This is a genomic window from Kribbella sp. NPDC031520, assembly GCF_055580825.1.
On sequence record NZ_JBVIKS010000001.1, the window covers coordinates 470,013 to 491,440 of the forward strand.

Genomic DNA, 21,428 nt, shown 5'->3' on the forward strand with positions numbered 1-21,428 from the left:
CTTTCATTTGAGGCCGGTTGTCTTCATCGCGTCGACCAGGCGGCGCTGGCCGGCGACGAACACCACGACCGTCGGGATGGCCGCGATCACCGCGGCCGCGAGAATGAGGTTCCAGGCGGCGGCGTACTGCCCCTGCATGCCTGAGATGCCGAGCTGGATGACGCGCAGGTCCGGGTTCCGGGTGATGGTCAGCGGCCAGAGGAAGGCGTTCCAGTTGGCGAGAAAGAACAGCACCGACAGCGACGCGAGGACGGGCCGGCTGAGCGGGAGGATGACGCTCCAGTACCGGCGCCAGTACCCACAGCCGTCGAGGTCGGCCGCCTCCTCGAGCTCCCGCGGGATGTTCAGGTAGTACTGCCGGAGCAGGAAGATCCCGAACGCGTGGAAGATGCTCGGCACGATCAGCCCCGCGTAACTGTCCAGCAGACCGAGCTGCTTCGCGACCAGGAACAGCGGAACCAGGATCACCGGCAGCGACACGAGCAGCGTCGACATGATCCCGGAGAAGATGATGCCGCGCCCCGGGAACCGCAGCCGGGCCAGCGCGTACGCCGCCATCGAGTGGAAGAACAGTGCGACCACGGTGACCGTCACCGACACGATCGCGGAGTTCAGCATGAACCGCGGCATCGGGATCTTCAGCAGGACGTACTGCAGGTTGCTCAGCGTCCAGCGCTGCGGCCAGCCGAAGTTGAACACCTCCTCGGCAGGCTTCAGCGCACTGATCAGGATCCACAGCAGCGGCAGGACCGCGACGATCGCGAGCACGTGGGCCAGGATCGGGAAGAACCTAATCCTCATCGAAGCGGCCTCCTCGGGTGAAGCCGAACATCAGGCCGGTACAGACGATCAGCAACGCCACCACCACAGTCGTCAGCGCAGCGGCGTACCCCATGTTGTTGAAGGTGAACGCCTGCTCGTAGATGTAGAGCACGACCGTGCTGGTCGCGCGGGCCGGGCCGCCCTTGGTCAGTACGTAGACCAGGTCGAACGCCTGCAGGCCGGTGACCGCGCCGATCGTCGAGTTCACCACGACGAAGAAGCTGGTCGGCCGGAGCAGCGGCCAGATCACGTATCGGAACCGTTGCCAGGGGCCCGCACCGTCGATCGCGGCGGCATCCTCGAGCTCCTTCGGTACGTCCTTCAACCCGGCCAGGAAAACCAGCATCTGGTACCCCATCAGGAACCAGACGCTGATCACCACATAGGTGCCGAGGGCAAGCGACGGCGTACCGAGGAACGACACATCACCCAGGCCGAACGGCGCCAGCAGCCTGGACAACGCACCGCGCTTGTCGACCAGCAGGAACTGCCAGATCAGGCCGACCACCACCAGGCTGACGACGTTCGGCAGGAAGAACGCGGAACGTACCCAGCCGATGCCCTTGAAGTGGTTGCGGACCAGCATCGCCAGCGCGAAGCTGACCACGAACGCGATCGGCACGAACGACACCACGTACGTCGCCGTCACCTTGAGCGAGGCCCAGAGCTGGTCGTCGCCGGCCATCAGCCGGTAGTTGCCGAGTCCGATGAACCGGTAGTTGCCGAACCCATCGACCTTGAAGAACGCCACCCCGAACGCGAGCAGCATCGGGATCGCGACGAAGATCAGCAGGCCGATGGTGTCCGGCGCGAGGAAGGCGTACGCCGCCAGAGCCTCGCGCCGCTTCCTCGACATGCCTGCCTTCGGCTTCGCTCGCGCTCTCACAGCAGGCTTGGACGGAGGGGCTGTCGTGGTCACCATCAGCTGATCGGCGCACCCTGGTAGGTCTTCAGGAACGTGTCGATCTTCTGCGCGGCGTCGGCCGCAGCCTTGCCCGGATCGGCACCGTTCAGCTGGCAGGCCTGGATCGCGTCCGCGATCGGCTGGTACACCTCCGGTGGGAACCGCGGCTCGGGCTTGCCGGTCGGCGCGATCTCGGTGGCGAACTTCTTCAGCACGCCGTCGGCGAACGCACCCTTGGCGTCCGCGGCCTCCTGCACCGACTTGCGCGCCGGCAGGTTGGTCTTCACCACGGTGTTCCACTGCCGCTGCCGTTCGACGCCGGCCGCGTCGGTGGAGCCGAGCGCCCAGGCGATGAACTTGGCCGCCGCCTCCGGGTTCTTGCCTTTGGAGTTCGCGACGAACGCCCAGCCGCCGAGGTCGGTGGAGGGCTGCCCGCCGGCCGGGGTCGGCAGCGGGATGATCCCGTACTTGAAGGTCTTCGCCTTCGTCCGCATGTCGGAGACGGCCCAGATCCCGCTCTGCTGCATCGCGGCCGCGCCGGAGCCGAGGTTCGACAGCACGTCACCGCCGCCACCACCGAGCGCCTTGCGCGGAGCGACCTTGGTCTTGATGGTGTCGCCCCAGAACTTCAGCGCCTGGACGGCGGCCGGGGAGTCGAAGACGGCCTTGCCGTCCTTGATCGCGGCGCCGTCGCCCTGCCAGAGGAACGGGTACCAGGTGAAGTTCTGGTAGTAGCCGGGTGCGGTTTCGAACATCACGCCGTACCGGTCCTTGCTGGTCAGCTTCTGCGCGACGGCGATCGTCTGGTCCCAGGTCTTGGGCAGGTCAGCCTCGGACAGGCCGGCCTTCTCGAACGCGGCCTCGCTGTAGTACAGCGCGAGCGGCTCGATCTCCATCGGCAGGCCGTACACCTTGCCGTCGACGCTGCGCGCCTCGAGCAGGCCGGGCAGATAGTCCTTCTTGGACTCGTCGGACAACGCGGAGCCGAGGTCCTGCAGTACGCCGCCGTTGTAGTAACGGAGGAAGTCGCCGGGGCTGATCAGGAAGATGTCCGGGCCCTGGCCGGACTGGAACGCGGTCTGCAGTGTCGACCCGTTCATGTAGTCCTTGTTCGGGACGTAGCGCAGCTTGACCTGGACGTCGTTGTTCTTGTTCCACTCCGCGACCGTGTCGACGAACCACTTGCTCTGCGGACCCCGGTCGTCGGACGGGCCGTAGAAGTTCCAGAACGACAGCTCCTTGGCGCTGCCGCCGGAGGAGTTGCCGCCGCCACAGGCGGACAGCAGCGGTACGCCGGCCGTGGCGGCGGCGAGGGCCCCGAGCCCGCCGCGGAGGACGGTGCGGCGGCTGAACCGGGCAGGGGAAGGTGTTACGGCCATCAGGTGCTCCTCGAAGGGCAATCGATTTCTCGCAATGTACGAGCGAGCGCTCGGCCGGTCAAGGGCGGACCGCGTGACGACTTGATCAAGTCCGCCGATTCCCGTCTACACACAGGGTTTCTGGGTGGCGGTAGACGTTGACACCAGCTCACTCCACTGCCTAATCTGCGGAAATCGATTTCTGAACGAGAGGCGCTGGGATGCCAGTTGTGCCGAACCGTGCGTCCGCCCACCGCACGGCCGACGAGCTGTCCAGAGACCTGGTGGCACGGGGGTTACAGGCGGCGCGCGACGCCATCGAGACCGAAGCAGCAGCCGTCTCGGCCCTCGCCGACCGGCTCGACGGAGTCTTCCTGGAGGTACTGGTCGCGGTCGCGCGGTGCGAAGGTCACCTGGTGGTGACCGGTCTCGGCAAGTCCGGTCTGGTCGGCCGGAAGATCGCCGCCACGCTCGCCAGTACCGGTACGCCGGCCACGTTCATCCACTCCAGCGACGCCTTGCACGGGGACTCCGGTGCGGTCACGTCCCGCGACCTCGTACTCGCGCTGTCCGCGTCCGGCGAGACCGCCGAGGTGTGCGCGTTCGCCCGGATGTTACGCGACCGGGAGATCCCGGTGATCGCGATGACCGGGCGGGAGGAGTCGACGCTGGCGCGGTTGGCGACGTACACGCTGGACACGATGGTGCTGCGCGAGGCGGATCCGTTGAACCTGGCGCCGACCGCGTCGACGACGGCGTCGCTGGCGATGGGCGATGCGCTCGCCTGCGCTCTCGTCGTACTGCGATCTTTCAGTCATCACGACTTCGCGCAGTTCCACCCATCCGGTGCCCTGGGCAAGCGTCTCCTGGAGGGCCAGGCATGAAGGATGTCTGCGTCCTCGGATCGTTCATGAAGGATCTGGTCGCGTCGGCGGAGCGGCGGCCGCTACCGGGCGAGACGCTGCACGGGACCGGGTTCGCGGAGTTCCTCGGCGGGAAGGGCGTGAACCAGGCGATCGCGGCGGCGCGGATGGGTGCGCGGACCGCGATCGTCGGCACGATCGGCGCGGACCGGTACGGCGAGGAGTTCCTCGAACTGCTGGCGTCGAACGGGGTCGACACGTCCTGGGTTGTACGGCACCCGTCGCTCGGTACCGGGGTCGGGCTGCCGCTCGTACTGCCCGACGGCGGGAACTCGATCATCATCGTGTCCCGTGCCAATGCGGCGATCACCACGGTGGACGTCGAGGCCGCTTGTGAGGTGCTGACGGGTTGCAAGGTGCTCAGCGTGCAGCTCGAACTCCCGGTCGAGGCGAGCCACGCCGCCCTCCGGCTCGCCTCGACCGCGGGCGTCACGACGATCCTCACGCCGGCACCGGTCGGACCGGTCGGTCCGGCGCTGGCGTCGTACGTCGACATCCTGGTTCCGAACGAGGTCGAGGCCGCGGCGCTGACCGGGCTGGACTGTGACGACGAGTCTCAGGTACCGATGATCGCGCGCAAACTCGCCGAGGACTGGGACCTGCGCGGCTGCGTCGTCACCCTCGGCGCCCGCGGGGCGTACGTCCTCGACCGGGCCGGCGGCTTCGAGGAACGGATCGCACCGTACGCCGTCGACACCGTGGACACCGTCGGCGCGGGCGATGCCTTCTGCGGCTCACTCGCCGCCTCCCTCGCGGACGGAGCCGGCCTCGTCGACGCCGTACGCCTCGCCAACGCCGCCGGCGCCCTCTCCACCACCGTCAACGGCGCCGCCGACTCCGCGCCCGTCCGCGCGGCCGCCGTCGCCCTCCTGGAGTCGGCTGCGTCGTGAGATCCTTTGGTTCGGATCGGAGTTAGAGTGCGATCCAGACGACCATCGGATCTCCAGCGGGGAGCGGGTATGACGACGATCTACGACGTCGCGCGTAGGTCGGGGGTGTCTCCGGCGACGGTCTCACGCGTACTGAGCGGCCGGCGGAACGTGGATCCCGAGCTGTCCGAGAAGGTCCGCGCCGCGGTCGCCGAGCTCGGGTACCGCCCGAACGGCGTCGCCCGGAACCTGCGCAAGTCGTCGACGAACCTCTGGGCGGTCGTCATCTCCGACATCGAGAACCCGTTCTTCACTTCTCTGGTGCGCGGCCTGGAAGACGTCGCACAGACTGAGGGGTACCACGTCGTACTGTGCAACTCGGACGAGGACCCGGCCAAGGAAGCGGCGTACGCGTCGGCGGTCCTGACCGACCAGATGGCCGGGGTGGTGATCTCGCCGACGTCTACCGCGGAAGGTGTGCAACTGCTCGCGGACGCGAAGATCCCGCTCGTCATGATCGACCGTCGGGTCGAAGGGGTCGAGGCGGACACCGTACTGGTCGACAACGAGCATGGCGCCTTCGAGGGCGTCAAACACCTGATCGACGGCGGGTACCAGCGGATCGCCTGTATCACCGGGCCGCGGAAGGTCTCCACCGCGATGGACCGGCTGGCCGGGTACCGGTCGGCGCTGCGGGCGGGCGGGATCCGCTACGACAAGGACCTCGTACGGCACGCCGACTTCCGCGAGGCGGGTGGGTACGCCGCGATGGAAAGCCTGCTCGAGCTGCCGAACCCACCCGAGGCGCTCTTCGCCACCAACAACCTGATGACCGTCGGCGCCCTGGAGTGCCTTGCCCGCAAGGGCCTCCGCGCCCCCGACGACATCGCCATCGTAGGCTTCGACGACATCCCGTGGGCAGACCTGGTCGTCCCCAGCCTCACCACCGTCGCCCAGCCCACGTACGAACTGGGCCGCACCGCCGGCATGCTCCTCAAGGACCGAACCACCTCCCCCGGCCGCCCACCCTCCACAGTCACCCTCCGCACCGAACTCCACATCCGCGCCACCTCCGCCCCGAAGAAGAAGTAACCACCCGGCCAAACCAACACCAACAACCTCATACCGCAGGGCCGACTCCACCACCGCGCCAAAACCTTCGGCGGATGGAGGAACCGACGGCTGCCCAGCGGCGCCATCGAATGGACTAGCCCCCACGGCTTCCGCTTCCACGTCGACCACACCGGCACGCACCCGTTGCCACACCGCCAAGCCGGCAGCCGCCGGCCTCGACCAAAGCATGGATCGTGAAGGGCATGATCAGCTCCGACCTGGACTACGGACCAGGTGCGGACCCATGAGCCGGGCGAGCAGCCGAGTGCGTATGCCGGGGTGGACACGGCGATCAGTGGGGTGGGGCGGGTGGGGTGTTGCCGGCTTGGATCCAGGTGATGTAGTCGCGGGCGGTTTGCTCGGGTGGGCGGAGGGTCAGGCCGTTGGCTACGGCTTGGGCGTTGGAGAGGTGGAAGGTGCCGTCGTTGGAGCCGTCGTGGGGGAGGTGGAAGCGGTCGACGGCGGGTGACCAGTCCATCGGCGGTGGGTTGGGTACGACGGAACGCCAGGTGTCGGCGAGGTCGGAGAGGAGGTGGATGGGGCCCACTGCGTTGTACGGGCCGGGGATACCGTTCGCGGTGAGGTGGAGGAGGAAGGCGGCGAGGTCGCGGGCGTCTATGTACTGGACGGGTTGGTCGCGGCGGGCGGCGCATTCCATCGGTACGTCGTGGGCGAGCGCCCAGCCCCAGTTGCCGAAGTCGGGGTTGTACGGGCCGATGACGAAGCCGGAGCGTACGGCGGCGGTGCGGGCGCCGAAGGTGGCCGTGAGCAACGATTCGCATCGGACCTTGGACGGGCCGTAAAGATCCATCGTGAACTCGTCCTCGGGCGCACCATCCGGCCACGGCAGCAAGTCCGCGGACTCGGTCATCCCGGGCATCGTCTTGCGCGCATAGACCGCGATCGACGACATGAACGTGTAGTGACCGCAACGATCCCGCAATACGGCGGCACTCAACGCCACGTCGCGGACCAGGAAGCCCGACATGTCGATCACGCCGTCCCAGTCCCCCGTCCCCAGCAGCTGAGGCGCAGAACGATCACCTACGATCCGTCGTACAGACGGGAACAGCGATGGATTCGTCAGTCCGCGGTTGAACAGAGTGACTTCGTGGCCGGCGGCAAGTGCAGCCTCGACCACATGCCGCCCGAGGTTCTTGGTGCCGCCGAGGACCAGCAGCTTCACGACAACGCTCCGACGACGTCCTCGAGCTCTGTCAGCAGACCGTCGATCCAGTCCACGGACTCCGGGATCGTCCGCAGACCTTCCTCGACGATGAACCTCAACGCCACCAGGTAGAAGCATCCGCCACCGACCAGCATCTGCCGCTCCACCACCGCGGAATCAGTGCCGGCGGCATCGATGAAGTGGGCAACGATCTGCTCGCGGTCGTGGCCGAGGGCAACGGCGTCGCGGACGAGAGTGTAGAGGTCGCTCAGATGGGGTGCCAGATACGCGCCAGGCCAGTCGATCGCCGTCCAGCGCGTCCCGTCGGTGACCAGGTTCTTGGGTACGAAGTCGCCGTGTACAACGCCCGTCGGCACGTCCCGGTGCAGTCCGGCCAGCGCCTCGGTGAACGGAGCGAGATCGAAGTCGATCCGCCCGATCCGATCGGCCAGCTCCTTGACCCGCTCCGGCGGAAATTCGCTCGGACCGTCCACCGACCGTCCCCGGATCGTCGCGAGCAGCTCAGCGCTCGCCGCGAACCCCTCCGCCGTAGGCTCCTGCTCCAGGGTCACCCGGCCGACGTCCGCCAGTACGAGCAATCCGGCGTCCCCGTCGCGCTGCTGGTGCAGCAACGCGGGCCCCGGCAGCCCGAGCGGTACGACGAGCCGCTCGTACACCGCCGCCTCGTCGGCCTGCCCGTCGGTGCCTCGTTTGACGATCACGCTGTTCAGCCCGAATGACAACCGCCATACCTCCGACGACCCCCACTGCCGCAGCAACTCGCCGTGCAGATCGCCCACGCCAGGCGCCGTGGTGACCTCGAGAACCGGATCCGACACGACACCAAGCCAGGCGGGAAGCATCCGAAAAGTAGACCACGATGAGCGCGAGCGCGTCGCCGAATTAGGGTGTGTACATGACCGACAACGCCTGGGGCTTCGGCCTCGCCACCGTTACGACCGCAGGTGACGTCCTCGACGTCTGGTATCCGGCGCCCGCGCTCGGGTCCCGGCCGGACGACGCCAAGGCCCCGGCCGAACTGGTCGCCGCCGAAGGCAACGACGACCTCCGGCAGGTACGGCGTACGGTCGTCGCGACCGAGATCGCGCTGGACGCGGCCCCGAGCGGTACGGCGGACGCGTACCTGCGGCTGCACCTGCTGAGCCACCGCCTGGTCCGTCCGCACGGCGTGAACCTGGACGGCATCTTCGGCGCGCTCCCGAACAACGCGTGGACGTCGCTCGGCCCGGTCCCGGTCGACGAGATCGAGAACGTCCGGCTGCGGACCCGCGCCGCCGGGCAGCACCTCAGCGTGACCAGCGTCGACAAGTTCCCGCGGATGACGGACTACGTCGTACCGTCCGGCGTCCGGATCGGCGACGCGGACCGGGTCCGCCTCGGCGCACACCTGGCGTCGGGGACCACGGTCATGCACGAGGGGTTCGTGAACTTCAACGCCGGCACCCTCGGTACGTCGATGGTCGAGGGGCGGATCGTCGCCGGTGTGGTGGTCGACGACGGCAGCGACATCGGCGCGGGCGCGTCGATCATGGGCACGCTGTCCGGTGGCGGCAAGCAGGTCATCTCGATCGGCAAGCGCTGCCTGCTCGGTGCGAACGGCGGTACCGGCATCTCGCTCGGCGACGACTGCGTGGTCGAGGCGGGGCTGTACGTCACCGCCGGCACGAAGGTCACCCTGCCGGACGGCAGCGTGGTCAAGGCCCGCGACCTGTCCGGGCAGCCGGGCCTGCTGTTCCTCCGCAACTCGGTCACCGGAGCGGTCGAGGCCCGCCCGCGCAAGGGTGAGGGGATCACGCTGAACGAGGCGTTGCACGCCAACGCCTGACCATCCGAAAGTATGACTTCGCCAACCAACGTGGGGCTGCCCACGTCGTACAGGAACCTGTCACCCGCCCTTGTCCGTTGGGAGCGGTATGCCGATCAAGCGTGGTGCCGTCGTGGTCCTGGGCGGTATCGGCGTGCTCAGCCTCGCGATCGGGACCGGGATCGCGTGGCTGGGTGGTAAGCACATCGGCAACCTCCTGCCGCCGCCGGAGCAGTGCACCGCGACGGTGAACGAGCAGACGGTCGTGCTGGACTTCGAGCAGGCCGAGTCCGCGGCGATCATTGCCGGCATCGCGGTACGCCGTGGGCTCCCGGCGCGGGCAGCGACGATCGCGCTCGCCACGGCGTACCAGGAATCGAACCTGCGCAACCTCGCGCACGGCGATCGCGACTCGCTCGGGCTGTTCCAGCAGCGGCCGTCACAGGGCTGGGGTACGGCGAAACAGGTCCAGGACCCGTACTACGCGACCGGCAAGTTCTACGACGCCCTCGTGAAGATCAAGAACTACCAGAAGCTCGCGATCACCGTCGCCGCGGACAAGGTGCAGCGCAGCGCGTTCCCGAACGCGTACGCAGACCACGAGGCCGACGCGCGGGTCCTGGCGTCAGCGTTCACCGGACAGTCGAAGAGCGTGTTCAGCTGCACCGTGAACAGCGAGGACGTCGCGCAGGAGCCGATGGGCAGCAACGGGCTCACCCCACGCGCGGACGCCGTCCGGAAGGACCTGCTCCGGACGTTCGGGAAGCTCTCGACCGGCGGGTACCAACCCGGCGGCGTGCGGACCGGGCACATGGAGGGGTCCGCGCACTACGAAGGGCGGGCGATCGACGTGTTCGTCCGGCCGATCTCGGCGTCGAACACCACCAAGGGCTGGGCGATGGCGCAGTACCTGGTCGCCCGGGCGAAGCTGCTGAACATCAAGACGGTGATCTTCAGCGACAAGATCTGGACCGCCGGCAACCAGTCCGACGACGGCTGGCGGCCGTACACCCCGCCGGAGCGCTCGGGCGACCCGAAGATCCTCCGCCACCTCGACCACGTCCACGTGGACGTCCAGGAGCAGTAGTAGCACTGTAGACCGCTTGGAGTCTTGGGCTCACTCTGGGTACATGACGGATCTGGGGGTAAGGCACCGGCCGAACGTACTGTTCAACCTGGCCGGTGTGGTGTTGATCGTGGCAGGCATCGGCCTGACCATCTACGGCCTCGTCGCGGCAGCCGGGGTCCTGCAGGCGTTCGACCCGCTGCACGGTGACGGGCCGCCGGTACGGATCTCCGACGCGCTGGCGACGGTGTTCTGGGGCATCATCGTGTTCACCATCGGGCGGTACTTCTGGCGTGGGGCGCGGCGACGCGGCGCGCGGGACCGGTTCGGGCGGCTGCTGATCATCGCCGGGTATCTGTTGCTCGGCGTCGGCCTCGACACCGGGCTGCATTCCGCGACCGGCCTGTGGACGGACAGCGGGTCGGGCGGGCCGGTGCTGGTGAGGACACTCGTCACGATCGCGGCCTGGGCACTCCCGGGCTCGCTGCTCGCCGGTATCGGCTTCAAGCTCGCCAACGAGAAGGCCCTCGCGAAGGCCGAGGCGACCGGGTCGATCAACTACAAGATCGAGCAGGGCTAAGACAAAGCGGGGCGTCTGCTCGGACACCCCGCTTCGTGCTGCAGTCGGTTACTTATTCGTCGTGTTCCTGCGGGGGCAGGGCGGCGATGAACGGGTGGTCCTTGTCGATCTTGCCGAGCTTGGACGCACCTCCCGGCGAGCCGAGGTCGTTGAAGAAGTCGACGTTCGCGGTGTAGTAGTCCTTCCACTGCTCCGGGGTGTCGTCCTCGTAGTAGATCGCCTCCACCGGGCAGACCGGCTCACAGGCTCCGCAGTCGACGCACTCGTCGGGGTGGATGTACAGCATCCGGTTGCCCTCGTAGATGCAGTCGACAGGGCACTCCTCGACACACGCGAGGTCCTTCAGGTCAACACACGGCTGCGCGATGACGTAGGTCACTGCTACTCCTCCTATGGCAGGCACGCGCAGCGCTGAGTTCGGGGTGCTGCGATGCGGTGATGCAAGTATCTCTAGTATCACGGTAGTACCTCGACCACTTTGCCAGGAGTCCGGATCGTGTCAGGCCTTGGTGTCCGTGATATCGGCCACCGTGTCGTCGTCCGGCACCGGATTCCCGGCGGCCTGACCGACGTGATCGGCGTCCTGCAGGCCTGTACGCCGGACCTCGTCACCGTCCGGCACGCGGACAGCACCCGGTACGAGATCCCGTCCGCCGACGTGACCGCGGCCAAGCAGATCCCCGAAATGCCGCTCCGTCCGGTCGACGTCGACCAGCTGTTCCTGACCACCGCCCTCGGCCGCCCCGCCGCGGAGACGTCGCACCTCGGCCACTGGTTGCTCCGCGCATCGGCAGGTTGGACCGGCCGAGCCAACTCCCTCCTCCCCGCCGGCGACCCCGGCGTCCCGGTCGCCGACGCCCTGCAGCAAACCGAGCGGTTCTACCAGGAGCGCAGCCTTCGTCCACAGGCGCAGGTACGCGTCGGCAGCCCCCAGGACCAGGAGATTCGGGCCCTCGGGTGGGTGGACGCCCGCCCGGGGCAATCCGACGTACTCGTCCTTCACACCACCCTCGATCACGTGAATGCGGCACCTGGGTACGACGTACAGCTGACCGAGGCCCCGAACGAGGCGTGGTACGCGGCTGCTTTCGACGGCCCAGTACCGGAAGTTGCTCCGAAGGTGCTCGAAGGCGCGGCGAAGGCGGTGTTCGCGTCGGTCGTGCTGGACGACGCCGTGGTTGCCGTAGGGCGCGGGTCGATGACGGGGCACTGGCTCGGCGTGGACTCGATCCGCGTGGCCGAAGGGTTCCGGCGGCGCGGGCTCGGTACGGCCGTCGTACAAGGCCTCGCGCGCTGGGCAGGACCGCACGGTGCCCGCCGTACCTATCTGGAAGTCCTGCAGGAGAACACCTCCGCCATGGCGACCTACACCCGCCTCGGCTACCACGAGGCCTACCGCTACCGGTACCTCACCAACCGCTGAGCCGCGGCTCCGACCCGCTAGGCTCGCCGACTATGGCGGATCCTGTGGTTGGGCGGCCGGAGTACGCGGGGGACTTCGAGGGCACCGTGCGGGTGCAGTACACGCCGCATCCCGACGACGGGGTGGCGGATCCGGGCGAGATCGTCTGGACCTGGGTGCCGTTCGAGGAGGACCACACCCGCGGCAAGGACCGGCCGGTGCTGGTGGTGGGCTGGGACGAGCCGTACCTGCTCGCGCTGATCCTGACCAGCAAGGACCACGACCGCGACGCCGCCGACGAGGCGCGCTGGGGCCGGGTCTGGATGGACATCGGCCGCGGCCCGTGGGACAAGGAACACCGCCGCAGCGAGGTCCGCCTGGACCGGGTGCTGCGGATCGACCCACGGCAAGTCCGCCGCGAGGGCGCGGTCATCGAGGAACCCCTCTTCGACCAGGTCGCGGCGGAGCTACACAAGCTGCACTAGTTGGGCTTGCGGCCCGGTGGTGTCGTGGTGCCGGGCGGCGGTGTCACGGTCGTGCCTGGCTTCGGGCCGCAGCGGATGTCGTCGGCCGCGTTGTACTTGGTCGTGAACTGCTCGGTCTTCAGCCGGACGCCGTTGCGCGCCATGTACCGGTAGATCGTGATGTCGAAGCCCGGCGTCGGCGCCTGCGGCTCGCACTTGGCGGCGGTGTTGTAGACGACCTTCGGCTGCCGGATGTTCGTCTTGGTGGACTGCCCCGCGGTCACGTCCCAGAACTTCGTACCCCAGAGGATCACCCGGATGGCGCCCTTGGAGCCCGGCGTCGACGGCGTGAAGATCGTCTGCACCAGGATGCCGTGGCCCGAGTCGTTCAGGAACTTCAGGTCCACCGAGCCCCACGCCACGGTCGCCTCGCGGCCGACCGGGTAGCGGCTGATGTAGACGCTGTGCGCCTTGTGCTCGAGGATCTTCACCCCGGCGAAGAAGGCCGCGTTGAACGTCGTGGTCGCCGACTGCGAGACACCACCGCCGAGGTCCTTCTCGAACTTCCCGCCGCTGATGATGTAGCCCTCGGTGAACCCGTTCTCCTTGGTCCGCTCACCGACGATCTTGTTCAGGCTGAAGATGTCGTTCGGCTTGAGCAGGGTGCCGTTGATCTTGCGCGCCGCCGTGCCGATGTTGATGTTGCGATAGGCCGCGTCCGGGAACTCGGTCTGGAACTCGCCCATCTTCTCCTTGATCCCGAGGGCGGCCGCCTGCTCCGTGGTGAACGTCGCCCTGGTCGGCGTCAGCGGTACGACGGCCCGCCGCTCGCCCTGCGGCTTCGGCAGCACCGCGAGGATGGCCGGACCGATCTTGGCACGGTCGACGACCACCCCGTCGACCGCCGGGACCACCTTCGGGCCGGCGCCGACGATCTGCACGGTGGCATCCTTCGGCAGCGTCTCCAGGGTCTTGAATCGCGCCTGGAACAGCGGCTCCAGCTTCTTGGTGTCCAGCGCCGGGATCACCCGGCCCTCCTGGACCGTGGCCGACAGCGCCGGAGCCAGCTCGGCCGGCTCCAGGTCGACCGACTTGGACCCGACGCTCAACCGGACCGGACCGGACATCGCCGGCTCGGCGAACTCGGTGACCGCCTTGTCGATCGCGTCGGAGGCGGCCTGCGGCTTGGTCGTACTGACGGGCAGCTCCGCGGCCTTGCCGTCCGAGGGGTACGCGGCGACGACCGTGCCGGCCGCCTTCGCGGTGTCGAGTTCGAGGCCTTCCGCGGGCTCGTGCGTGACCGGCTTGGTCCCGGTGAAGGTGATCGTGCCCTCGGTGGCCTTGCGGTTCACCTGGGCGGCCAGGTTGTCGACGGCGGCCTTCAGCTTCGCGTCGTCCTTGGTCACCACCGGGTCGACCGCGCCACCGCCGGTGAGTGCGTGCCAGATCCGGGCCGGGGACAGGCTGCGGCCCGCGCCGGCCGTCTCGACGGTCTTCGCGACGTCGACGGACAGCCCGGCGTCGGCCGGTACCACCTGGAACTTGGACCCGCCGGCGGTCAGCGCGATCGGCGCGGCCACCCGGTCCTTCAGACCCTCCGTCAGCTTGGCCTGCGCGGCGTCCTGGGAGAGCCCACCGATACCGATCCCGAGCACCGTCGTGTCCGACGGGATCTTGGAGCCCGCGAACGCGAACGCCGCGCCGTACCCGACGACGATCACACCGAGCCCCGCGGCGGCGATGATCCCCGCGAGCTGCTTTCTCCCCACCGGACAGAGTCCTCCTGCTCGAGCCTTGGTCAGGGCACAAGCGGACATCCTACGGGACGTGTAAGGCCTCACCGCCCGTCGGGGCAGCCGCGACAACGGTCAGTTTCCGGGCAGTTCCCGATAGTTACCGGAGTAGTACAGCAACGCTCCGGGATCGGCCGCCGGGCCGCTTCCGAGGCTGAGCACCTCACCCACCACGATGGTGTGGTCGCCCCCGTCGTGCGTCGCCCAGGTGCGGCACTCCAGCCAGGACGAGGCCCCGTCGACGGTCGGGCAGCCGGTCTTCGGGCCGGGCGTCGTACCGATGCCGTCGAACTGCGTGTACAGGTCCCGGCCGGACCGGGCGAACCGCTCCGCGATCGGCTGCTGGTCCCCGGAGAGCACCGAGATCGCCCAGAACCCGCAGTCCAGTACGGCGGCGTGCATCCGGACGCCCTTGTCGACGCAGACCAGCACCAGCGGCGGATCGAGCGACACCGACGTGAACGCGTTCGCGGTCATCGCGTGCGCGACACCGTCCTGCAGCGTGCTCATGATCGTGATCCCGGACGCGAACCGCCCGAGCGCAGCCCGGAACTCCGCTGCAGGCACGCTCCCACTGGGCTCGGTCGAGGACACGTCAGCAGGTTATGCCTACGACCCCCAACTCAAGGTGTGGGAACGGTCACGCAAGCTGATTCACCGCTGGTCGTTGGGGTACCGGGAGAGCGATGTCTGGTGACCAGCAGCGCTCCGGGCACCGGGCCGGGCCGGGGGTCCGGCTCGCTGCCGGAGCGCTGTTCGTCTCGGTCTCGTCGGTACTGATCGACCTCGCCGGCACCACGCCCGGAACCGCCAGCTTCTACCGCTGCGCCCTGTCGCTTCCACTGCTCGCCGTCGTCGCCGCCGTCGAACGACACCGCCGTCGCCCACTCGGCCGCGACCAGCTACTGATCGGACTGGTGGCCGGCGTCTTCTTCGCGGGCGACATGCTGCTGTGGACCCGCGCGATCGAGGAGGTCGGCGCCGGACTGTCGACCGTGGTCGTGAACGTCCAGGTGATCGGCGTACCGCTGCTCGCCTGGGCGATCGACGGCGAGACCGTCCCCCGGCGATTCGTCGCCTGGGTACCGATGATGCTCGCCGGTGTCGCGCTAACGGCGGGTCTGATCGACGGCGGCACTGCCGGCACCGACCCGGTCCGAGGCACGGTCCACGCCGTTCTCGCCGCTGCCTGCTACTCGGTCTTCCTCTACCTGCTCCGCCGCAACGGCACGACCGGGCAGCCGATCCAGAACTACTTCGTCGTGATCGCATCGGCCGGTGTCGTGTCGCTGGTCGCCGGCTGGTTCTGGCGCGGAGTCGACCTCACGCCTGGCTGGCGGGTGATCGGGTGGCTCGTCGGCGTAGCCGTTGCCGGCACGGTGATCGGCTGGCTGCTGGTGGCGACGAACTCACCGCTGCTGCCGAGCCACGTCGGAGCGGCGCTCCTGATGCTGACACCCGTCGGCGCGCTCGTGCTCGGCACAGTGGTGCTGCACGAGCGGCCGACCTGGCTCCAGCTGACCGGCTGTGTGCTGATCGTCGCCGGTGCCTACTTGTCCGGCAACCGGCTCAGAGTCCGGCGAAGAGGTCGTGTTCCAGACCGTCCTCGTCAGGCGCCGCGGTGCCCTTGACCAGGCGGTACGGCTCGGAGGCCCAGATCTGGTTGCCGTTGTTGTTGGACAGCGCGAAGAACGGGCCGTCGACGGTGATCTGGGTGGCGTGCGCCTTCATCGCGTTCATCTTCCGGTCGAGGAACTCCTCGCCGTCGATCACGCAGTCGATCAGCCGGTCCGGGGTGATCATCGACGGCAGCGGGCCGTCCGGGTCCATCCCCTCGAACGTCGTGGTGTCGCCGGACTCGCGGAGTGCCCGCAACTGCTCGCGCATCCGCGACTCGGCCATCGCCGTCCAGTAGATCTTCGGGATCTCCCAGGCCGGGCCGAGATCCTCCCGGTACGACCGGGCGGCAGCCAGGTCGGCTGCGTACGTCGCGACCCGGTGCGCCTTGATGTGGTCCGGGTGGCCGTAGTTGCCGAACTGGTCGTACGTGACCAGGACCTGCGGGCGGAGCTCGCGGATGACCGGGACCAGGTCGTTCGCCGCGTCGAGCAGGTCGGCCTGCCAGAAGCTGTCCTTGCGGGTCTCCGGCGGGACGTCCGCGTTGCCCTCGTCGTTGTAGATCATGCCGGTGTCGCGGTACTTCCCGGCCTCACCGAGGAACCGGTGGTCGGTGACGCCGAGCTCTGCCATCGCGTTCGCCAGCTCACCGATCCGGTGCCGGCCGAGGCCGTCGGTCTGGTCGGCGGCCAGGTGCGCGAGCTCGGGGACGAGGACCTCGCCCTCCTCGCCGAGGGTGCAGGTGATCAGGGTGACGTGCGCTCCCTCGGCGACATACCGCGCCATCGTCACACCGTTGTTGATGGTTTCGTCGTCGGGGTGGGCGTGCACCAGCAGCAGCCGGCGCTCAGCAAGCTCAACCATGCCGAAAGCCTACGTCGGCCCCCGGACAGTTTTCGCGCCCGTTTCCGGCTCAGCCGAAGCGGCGGACCAGCAGGCAGCCGGCCTGGAACCGGGACTTCGCGCCCAGGCCCTTGATCAGCGAACTGATCTCCGCGCGCACCGTCCGCAGCGAGAGCCCGAGGTCGCGGGCGATCGCGGCGTCCTTCGCACCGGTCGACATCATCCGGCCGATGGCGATCTGGCGGCTGGTCAGCTCCTTGACCGCGGCGGGCGTCCGCCGATGCGATCCGAGCTCGTACACCTCACAAACGACCTCCGGCGCGAAGTCCTCTCGCCGCAGCACCGGGACTGCCGGGTACACCGACATACGTCACTCCTCCCCAAGAGTCAGGCAAGGATTCTCGTCCCGGGGTTAGACCACTCACCAGGTACAACCCATACAAACGACCCATACAGTTTCGCTGCGTGAGCGTTCGGCGCCGGGCGGCAGTGTGATGTGTACCACTTACAACCTGGTACGAAGTTCCCGGACGAACGGACGGTCGGGCACCAGCCAGTCCGCTTCGTCGAGCTCGGCGGCGGTGAACCACCGGAGCTCCGAGTGTTCCCGCAGTACCGGGTCGCCGGAAAGTACTGACGCGAGATAGACGTGCAGCCGGTACTCGGCCGAGATGTCCACACCCGGCCCGAGCGACTCGCCGACCTTGATCTCCAGGTCCAGCTCCTCGCGGATCTCCCGGACCGCCGCCTGCTCGTCGGTCTCCCCCGGCTCCACCTTCCCGCCCGGGAACTCCCACCCACCCTCGGGACCAGGACGGTACGCCGCCAGCACCCGGCCGTCCTCTAGTACCGCCACGCCTACGACCGTCTTCATGGCGCGACTCTGCCAGAAACTGTCCGAGGTGTGCGGCACTATCCCCCTATGCCCTTGCAGAACAGGGTTCTGCCGACCCAGGAGATCGTGGCCGATCCAGGCCGCGGTCTGCTGATGGGCAACCGCGGCAGCATCCATCACCCCGATCGCACGCTCGGCACCACACGGTGGCGCTCGAAGGCGTGGATCTGCTGCGTCCTTGACTGGAAGGGGATCCGTCGCGACCCGATGCCACCGGGGCGGTGGACCGCGCTGTTCTTCTTCGACGAGGCGGTCGCGCTGGCGGCCGGTCATCGTCCTTGTCATTACTGCAGGCGCAGGGATTTCCTGTTGTACGCCGGGGCCTGGGCTGCTGCCAACTCCTTGGCCGAGCGCCCGCGGGCGCCTGAGATGGATGCCGTACTGCACTACCAGCGGGTCGAATCCCGTACCCGGCGGCAACGGACCACGATCCAGAACCTCTCCGAACTGCCGGACGGGGCGATGGTGCGGTTCGACGGATCGCCCGCGCTGGTGCTCGGCGGGCGGGTGTTGCCCTGGGCATGGGACGGGTACGGCGTACCGCTCGCGCCGCGCGGACTCGAGCTGGTCGAGACGTTGACGCCGCCCGCGAATCTTCTTGTGCTGCAGGGCGGATTCGCCCCATTACTCCACCCGTCGGCAGGTCGCAACTGAGGTAAGCCTAACTGGGAACACGCCGTACCGAGGGGTCTTCCGTTGGGCGCTCGGCAGGGGCAAAGTGTGCCCATACTGACAGCTACACAACCATCACTGGAGTCTGCCATGAGCAACAGCGAGGTTGCCGCAGTCGTCCGCGCGCTCGAAGGGCTGCACGCCGCCGTCGGCCGGCTGAGCCAGGAGTACGGTGACACCCTCGGCATCCGCCGCCTGGTGTCCGACGTGGCCCGGCTGAGCGACGATCTCGCAGAGCTCGGCCCGCCCGACCCCAGGCACAGGCCCGGACCAGTTCCGGAGGAACTCGAGGAGATTCCCGACGTGGAGTATGACGCGTCCATGTGGACCGACGCGGAGCAAGAAGGCTTCGGCGCCCCAGATAGGCATGCCCCCTGATGGCTACTGGTGTAAGCGCACCGGGCCGCGCTCAAGTAGGCCTCAAGACCGCACGATCGGATCGTTGGTGGCTCGCGCCGTTGCGCATCGGCGTGATCCTGCTGTTCTTCATCGTCTACGCGACGATCCGGATCTTCATGAACAAGTACTACTGGGTCGGTGCGTACCACTACCTGACCCCGTTGTACTCGCCGTGTCTGACCAGCAGTTGTGTCGAGGGCTCCAGCCATCTCGGCACCTGGTTCGGCAACTTCCCGCGCTTCCTGCCGTTCAGCCTGATCACGTTCGTGGTGCTGGCCGGTTTCCGCGGCACCTGCTACTACTACCGCAAGGCGGGCTACCGGTCGCTGTTCTTCGCGCCGGCCGCGTGCGCGGTGCCCGAGCCGCACAAGAACTACACCGGTGAGCGGAAGTTCCCGCTGATCGCCCTGAACCTGCACCGCTACTTCTTCTACGGTGCGCTGCTCTTCGGTCTGCTGAACATCTACGACGGCATCCAGGCCTTCCACGGCAAGGGCGGCGGTTTCGGTATCGGCCTGGGCACGCTGATCATCTGGGTGAACCTGGTGATGCTGTGGCTGTACACGCTGTCCTGCCACGCCTGCCGGCACATCGTCGGCGGCCGGCTGAAGAACTTCTCCAAGCACCCGATGCGCTACCGGTACTGGACGTTCGTGTCCAAGCTGAACCCGAAGCACGGCACGTTCGCGATGACGTCGCTGTTCACCGTGATCCTGACCGACTTCTACATCATGGCGGTCTCCGCCGGCTGGTTCTCCGACCTGCGCATCATCAATTGAGGATTTCATGACTGAGCTGGAACGACACTCGTACGACGTCGTCGTGATCGGGGCCGGCGGCGCCGGTCTGCGCGCGGCGATCGAGGCCCGCGAACAGGGCAAGAAGACCGCGATCATCTGCAAGTCGCTGTTCGGCAAGGCGCACACGGTGATGGCCGAGGGCGGTTGCGCGGCCGCGATGGGCAACGCGAACTCCAACGACAACTGGCAGGTCCACTACCGCGACACGATGCGCGGCGGGAAGTTCCTGAACAACTGGCGGATGGCCGAGCTGCACGCGCAGGAGGCCCCGGACCGGGTCTGGGAGCTGGAGACGTACGGCGCGCTGTTCGACCGGACGCCGGACGGCCGGATCAGCCAGCGCAACTTCGGCGGCCACACCTACCCGCGGCTCGCGCACGTCGGCGACCGCACCGGCCTGGAGCTGATCCGGACGCTGCAGCAGAAGATCGTCTCGCTGCAGCAGGAGGACTTCGAGGCCACCGGCGACTACGAGGCCAACCTCAAGGTGTACGCCGAGTGCACGATCACCGAGCTGCTGAAGGACGGCGACGCGATCTCCGGTGCCTTCGGGTACTGGCGTGAGTCCGGCCGGTTCATCCTGTTCGACGCGCCTGCCGTCGTACTGGCGACCGGTGGCGTCGGCAAGTCCTTCAAGGTCACCTCGAACTCCTGGGAGTACACCGGTGACGGGCACGCGCTGGCGATGCGGGCCGGCGCGACGCTGATCAACATGGAGTTCATCCAGTTCCACCCGACCGGCATGGTCTGGCCGCCGTCGGTGAAGGGCATCCTGGTCACCGAGTCGGTCCGCGGTGACGGTGGCGTGCTGAAGAACTCCGAGGGCAAGCGGTTCATGTTCGAGTACGTCCCGGACGTGTTCCGGGCGCAGTACGCCGAGACCGAGGACGAGGCGGACCGCTGGTACAAGGACCCCGACAACAACCGGCGCCCACCGGAGCTGCTGCCCCGCGACGAGGTCGCCCGGGCGATCAACTCCGAGGTGAAAGCCGGCCGCGGTACGCCGCACGGCGGTGTCTTCCTGGACGTGTCGACCCGGCTCCCGGCCGAGGAGATCACCCGGCGGCTGCCGTCGATGCACCACCAGTTCAAGGAGCTGGCCGACGTCGACATCACCAAGGAGCCGATGGAGGTCGGTCCGACCTGTCACTACGTGATGGGCGGCGTCGAGGTCGACCCGGACACCGCGTCGTCGACGGTGCCCGGTCTGTTCGCGGCCGGTGAGGTCGCCGGCGGGATGCACGGCTCGAACCGGCTCGGCGGCAACTCGCTGTCCGACCTGCTCGTCTTCGGACGGCGGGCCGGGATGGGCGCCGCGACGTACGTCGACGGGCTGCCGGAGCGGCCGAAGATCGACGAGGCCGATGTGGACGCGGCCGCGACCGAGGCGCTGGCGCCGTTCGAGCTCGAGGGCGGCGAGAACCCGTACTCGATCCACCAGGACCTGCAGCAGTCGATGAACGACCTGGTCGGCATCATCCGCAAGGAAGAGGAGATGGAGCGCGCGCTCGGCCGGCTGGCCGAGTTCCGCGGCCGGATCGCCAAGATGACGGTGGAGGGTCACCGGCAGTTCAACCCGGGCTGGCACCTGGCGCTCGACCTGCGGAACATGCTGACCGTGTCCGAGTGCGTGGCCGGCGCGGCCCTGCTGCGGCAGGAGTCGCGCGGCGGTCACACCCGCGACGACTTCCCGGCGATGTCGCCGGAGTGGCGCAAGAAGCTGCTGGTCTGCAAGCTCGACGCCGAGGGCCACGTGAACGTGACCGAGAAGCAGCAGATCCCGATGCGCGAGGACCTGCTCGAGCTGTTCGAGATCGACGAACTGAAGAAGTACCTGACCGAAGAGGAGCTGCCGAGCGCATGACCGAGCGAAGCGAGGGCATCAAACAACACAGCGTGTTTCGTGCCTCATCGG

General features: G+C 68.0%; 24 protein-coding genes. 13 read left to right on the forward strand and 11 right to left on the reverse strand.

What is annotated here, in order from left to right; translation table 11 throughout:
* Positions 1–3 precede the first annotated feature (3 nt).
* The 3 genes from ACZ5BU_RS02260 to ACZ5BU_RS02270 all read right to left on the reverse strand — a co-directional run bounded on the left by ACZ5BU_RS02260 (position 4) and on the right by ACZ5BU_RS02270 (position 3,105).
* Positions 4–801, reverse strand: coding sequence for a carbohydrate ABC transporter permease (locus ACZ5BU_RS02260; protein ID WP_465694872.1), 798 nt, complete (start codon positions 799–801; stop codon positions 4–6).
* The gene (locus ACZ5BU_RS02265) at positions 791–1,678 is read right to left on the reverse strand and encodes a carbohydrate ABC transporter permease (RefSeq protein WP_465694874.1); all 888 of its coding nucleotides are present in this window, start codon (positions 1,676–1,678) and stop codon (positions 791–793) included. Before ACZ5BU_RS02265 ends, ACZ5BU_RS02260 begins: the two co-directional genes overlap by 11 nt.
* A 65-nt stretch (positions 1,679–1,743) precedes the next feature.
* On the reverse strand, positions 1,744–3,105 hold the full coding sequence (locus tag ACZ5BU_RS02270; RefSeq protein ID WP_465694875.1) for an ABC transporter substrate-binding protein: 1,362 nt from the start codon (positions 3,103–3,105) through the stop codon (positions 1,744–1,746).
* 200 nt (positions 3,106–3,305) lie between these two features.
* Here ACZ5BU_RS02270 and ACZ5BU_RS02275 point away from each other — a divergent pair, with 200 nt between their 5' ends.
* From ACZ5BU_RS02275 to ACZ5BU_RS02285, 3 genes are all read left to right on the forward strand, one after another.
* A complete protein-coding gene (locus ACZ5BU_RS02275) occupies positions 3,306–3,968 on the forward strand; it encodes a KpsF/GutQ family sugar-phosphate isomerase (RefSeq protein WP_465694876.1) in 663 nt (220 codons plus the stop codon).
* The gene (locus tag ACZ5BU_RS02280) at positions 3,965–4,897 is read left to right on the forward strand and encodes a ribokinase (RefSeq protein WP_465694878.1); all 933 of its coding nucleotides are present in this window, start codon (positions 3,965–3,967) and stop codon (positions 4,895–4,897) included. The genes ACZ5BU_RS02275 and ACZ5BU_RS02280 overlap by 4 nt, the downstream gene beginning before the upstream one ends.
* 69 nt (positions 4,898–4,966) lie before the next feature.
* Positions 4,967–5,968 (forward strand): LacI family DNA-binding transcriptional regulator, encoded by a 1,002-nt coding sequence (locus ACZ5BU_RS02285; protein WP_465694879.1) that lies wholly within the window; start codon positions 4,967–4,969, stop codon positions 5,966–5,968.
* A gap of 313 nt (positions 5,969–6,281) precedes the next feature.
* Here the strand turns inward: ACZ5BU_RS02285 and ACZ5BU_RS02290 are convergent, their stop codons facing one another.
* Positions 6,282–7,175 (reverse strand): Rossmann-fold NAD(P)-binding domain-containing protein, encoded by an 894-nt coding sequence (locus ACZ5BU_RS02290; RefSeq protein WP_465694880.1) that lies wholly within the window; start codon positions 7,173–7,175, stop codon positions 6,282–6,284.
* The gene (locus ACZ5BU_RS02295; RefSeq protein ID WP_465694881.1) at positions 7,172–8,020 is read right to left on the reverse strand and encodes a phosphotransferase family protein; all 849 of its coding nucleotides are present in this window, start codon (positions 8,018–8,020) and stop codon (positions 7,172–7,174) included. The genes ACZ5BU_RS02290 and ACZ5BU_RS02295 overlap by 4 nt, the downstream gene beginning before the upstream one ends.
* A 53-nt stretch (positions 8,021–8,073) precedes the next feature.
* Between ACZ5BU_RS02295 and dapD the strand changes: the two genes are divergently transcribed.
* The 3 genes from dapD (at position 8,074) to ACZ5BU_RS02310 (ending at position 10,628) form a co-directional block, all read left to right on the forward strand.
* A complete protein-coding gene (gene dapD / locus ACZ5BU_RS02300; RefSeq protein WP_465694883.1) occupies positions 8,074–9,003 on the forward strand; it encodes a 2,3,4,5-tetrahydropyridine-2,6-dicarboxylate N-succinyltransferase in 930 nt (309 codons plus the stop codon).
* A gap of 88 nt (positions 9,004–9,091) precedes the next feature.
* Positions 9,092–10,069, forward strand: coding sequence for a VldE C-terminal domain-containing protein (locus ACZ5BU_RS02305; RefSeq protein ID WP_465694884.1), 978 nt, complete (start codon positions 9,092–9,094; stop codon positions 10,067–10,069).
* A gap of 43 nt (positions 10,070–10,112) precedes the next feature.
* A complete protein-coding gene (locus ACZ5BU_RS02310) occupies positions 10,113–10,628 on the forward strand; it encodes a hypothetical protein (RefSeq protein WP_465694885.1) in 516 nt (171 codons plus the stop codon).
* A gap of 52 nt (positions 10,629–10,680) precedes the next feature.
* Here the strand turns inward: ACZ5BU_RS02310 and fdxA are convergent, their stop codons facing one another.
* Positions 10,681–11,007, reverse strand: a complete 327-nt coding sequence (gene fdxA / locus ACZ5BU_RS02315) for a ferredoxin (RefSeq protein WP_012923087.1) — start codon at positions 11,005–11,007, stop codon at positions 10,681–10,683.
* A 117-nt stretch (positions 11,008–11,124) separates the two neighbouring features.
* Between fdxA and ACZ5BU_RS02320 the strand changes: the two genes are divergently transcribed.
* Together ACZ5BU_RS02320 and ACZ5BU_RS02325 are read left to right on the forward strand one after the other, a co-directional pair.
* Positions 11,125–12,051 (forward strand): GNAT family N-acetyltransferase, encoded by a 927-nt coding sequence (locus ACZ5BU_RS02320; protein ID WP_465694887.1) that lies wholly within the window; start codon positions 11,125–11,127, stop codon positions 12,049–12,051.
* A gap of 32 nt (positions 12,052–12,083) precedes the next feature.
* Positions 12,084–12,515: a type II toxin-antitoxin system PemK/MazF family toxin gene (locus ACZ5BU_RS02325; RefSeq protein WP_465694889.1), complete on the forward strand. Its 432-nt coding sequence runs from the start codon at positions 12,084–12,086 to the stop codon at positions 12,513–12,515.
* Here the strand turns inward: ACZ5BU_RS02325 and ACZ5BU_RS02330 are convergent.
* Together ACZ5BU_RS02330 and ACZ5BU_RS02335 are read right to left on the reverse strand one after the other, a co-directional pair.
* Complete coding sequence (locus ACZ5BU_RS02330) at positions 12,512–14,263, reverse strand: VanW family protein (RefSeq protein WP_465694891.1); 1,752 nt, start codon at positions 14,261–14,263, stop codon at positions 12,512–12,514. The two genes, ACZ5BU_RS02325 and ACZ5BU_RS02330, sit on opposite strands and share 4 nt — an antisense overlap.
* 99 nt (positions 14,264–14,362) lie before the next feature.
* Complete coding sequence (locus ACZ5BU_RS02335) at positions 14,363–14,881, reverse strand: flavin reductase family protein (protein ID WP_465694892.1); 519 nt, start codon at positions 14,879–14,881, stop codon at positions 14,363–14,365.
* 92 nt (positions 14,882–14,973) lie between these two features.
* Here ACZ5BU_RS02335 and ACZ5BU_RS02340 point away from each other — a divergent pair, with 92 nt between their 5' ends.
* Positions 14,974–15,918, forward strand: coding sequence for a DMT family transporter (locus ACZ5BU_RS02340; RefSeq protein ID WP_465694893.1), 945 nt, complete (start codon positions 14,974–14,976; stop codon positions 15,916–15,918).
* Here the strand turns inward: ACZ5BU_RS02340 and mshB are convergent.
* From mshB to ACZ5BU_RS02355, 3 genes are all read right to left on the reverse strand, one after another.
* Entirely contained in the window at positions 15,857–16,768 is a 912-nt protein-coding gene (gene mshB, locus ACZ5BU_RS02345; RefSeq protein ID WP_465694895.1) for an N-acetyl-1-D-myo-inositol-2-amino-2-deoxy-alpha-D-glucopyranoside deacetylase, read from the reverse strand. The two genes, ACZ5BU_RS02340 and mshB, sit on opposite strands and share 62 nt — an antisense overlap.
* A 49-nt stretch (positions 16,769–16,817) precedes the next feature.
* Positions 16,818–17,114, reverse strand: a complete 297-nt coding sequence (locus tag ACZ5BU_RS02350) for a response regulator transcription factor (RefSeq protein ID WP_465694896.1) — start codon at positions 17,112–17,114, stop codon at positions 16,818–16,820.
* Positions 17,115–17,252: 138 nt separating this feature from the next.
* Positions 17,253–17,621, reverse strand: a complete 369-nt coding sequence (locus ACZ5BU_RS02355) for a (deoxy)nucleoside triphosphate pyrophosphohydrolase (RefSeq protein ID WP_465694897.1) — start codon at positions 17,619–17,621, stop codon at positions 17,253–17,255.
* Positions 17,622–17,669: 48 nt separating this feature from the next.
* Here ACZ5BU_RS02355 and ACZ5BU_RS02360 point away from each other — a divergent pair, with 48 nt between their 5' ends.
* The 4 genes from ACZ5BU_RS02360 to ACZ5BU_RS02375 all read left to right on the forward strand — a co-directional run bounded on the left by ACZ5BU_RS02360 (position 17,670) and on the right by ACZ5BU_RS02375 (position 21,377).
* Entirely contained in the window at positions 17,670–18,296 is a 627-nt protein-coding gene (locus ACZ5BU_RS02360) for a hypothetical protein (RefSeq protein WP_465694899.1), read from the forward strand.
* 108 nt (positions 18,297–18,404) lie between these two features.
* Entirely contained in the window at positions 18,405–18,692 is a 288-nt protein-coding gene (locus tag ACZ5BU_RS02365) for a hypothetical protein (RefSeq protein ID WP_465694900.1), read from the forward strand.
* Positions 18,692–19,492 carry a hypothetical protein gene (locus ACZ5BU_RS02370; RefSeq protein ID WP_465694901.1) on the forward strand — a complete coding sequence of 267 codons (801 nt, stop codon included), beginning with the start codon at positions 18,692–18,694 and terminating at the stop codon, positions 19,490–19,492. The genes ACZ5BU_RS02365 and ACZ5BU_RS02370 overlap by 1 nt, the downstream gene beginning before the upstream one ends.
* A gap of 7 nt (positions 19,493–19,499) precedes the next feature.
* Complete coding sequence (locus tag ACZ5BU_RS02375) at positions 19,500–21,377, forward strand: fumarate reductase/succinate dehydrogenase flavoprotein subunit (RefSeq protein ID WP_465694903.1); 1,878 nt, start codon at positions 19,500–19,502, stop codon at positions 21,375–21,377.
* Positions 21,378–21,428 lie beyond the last annotated feature (51 nt).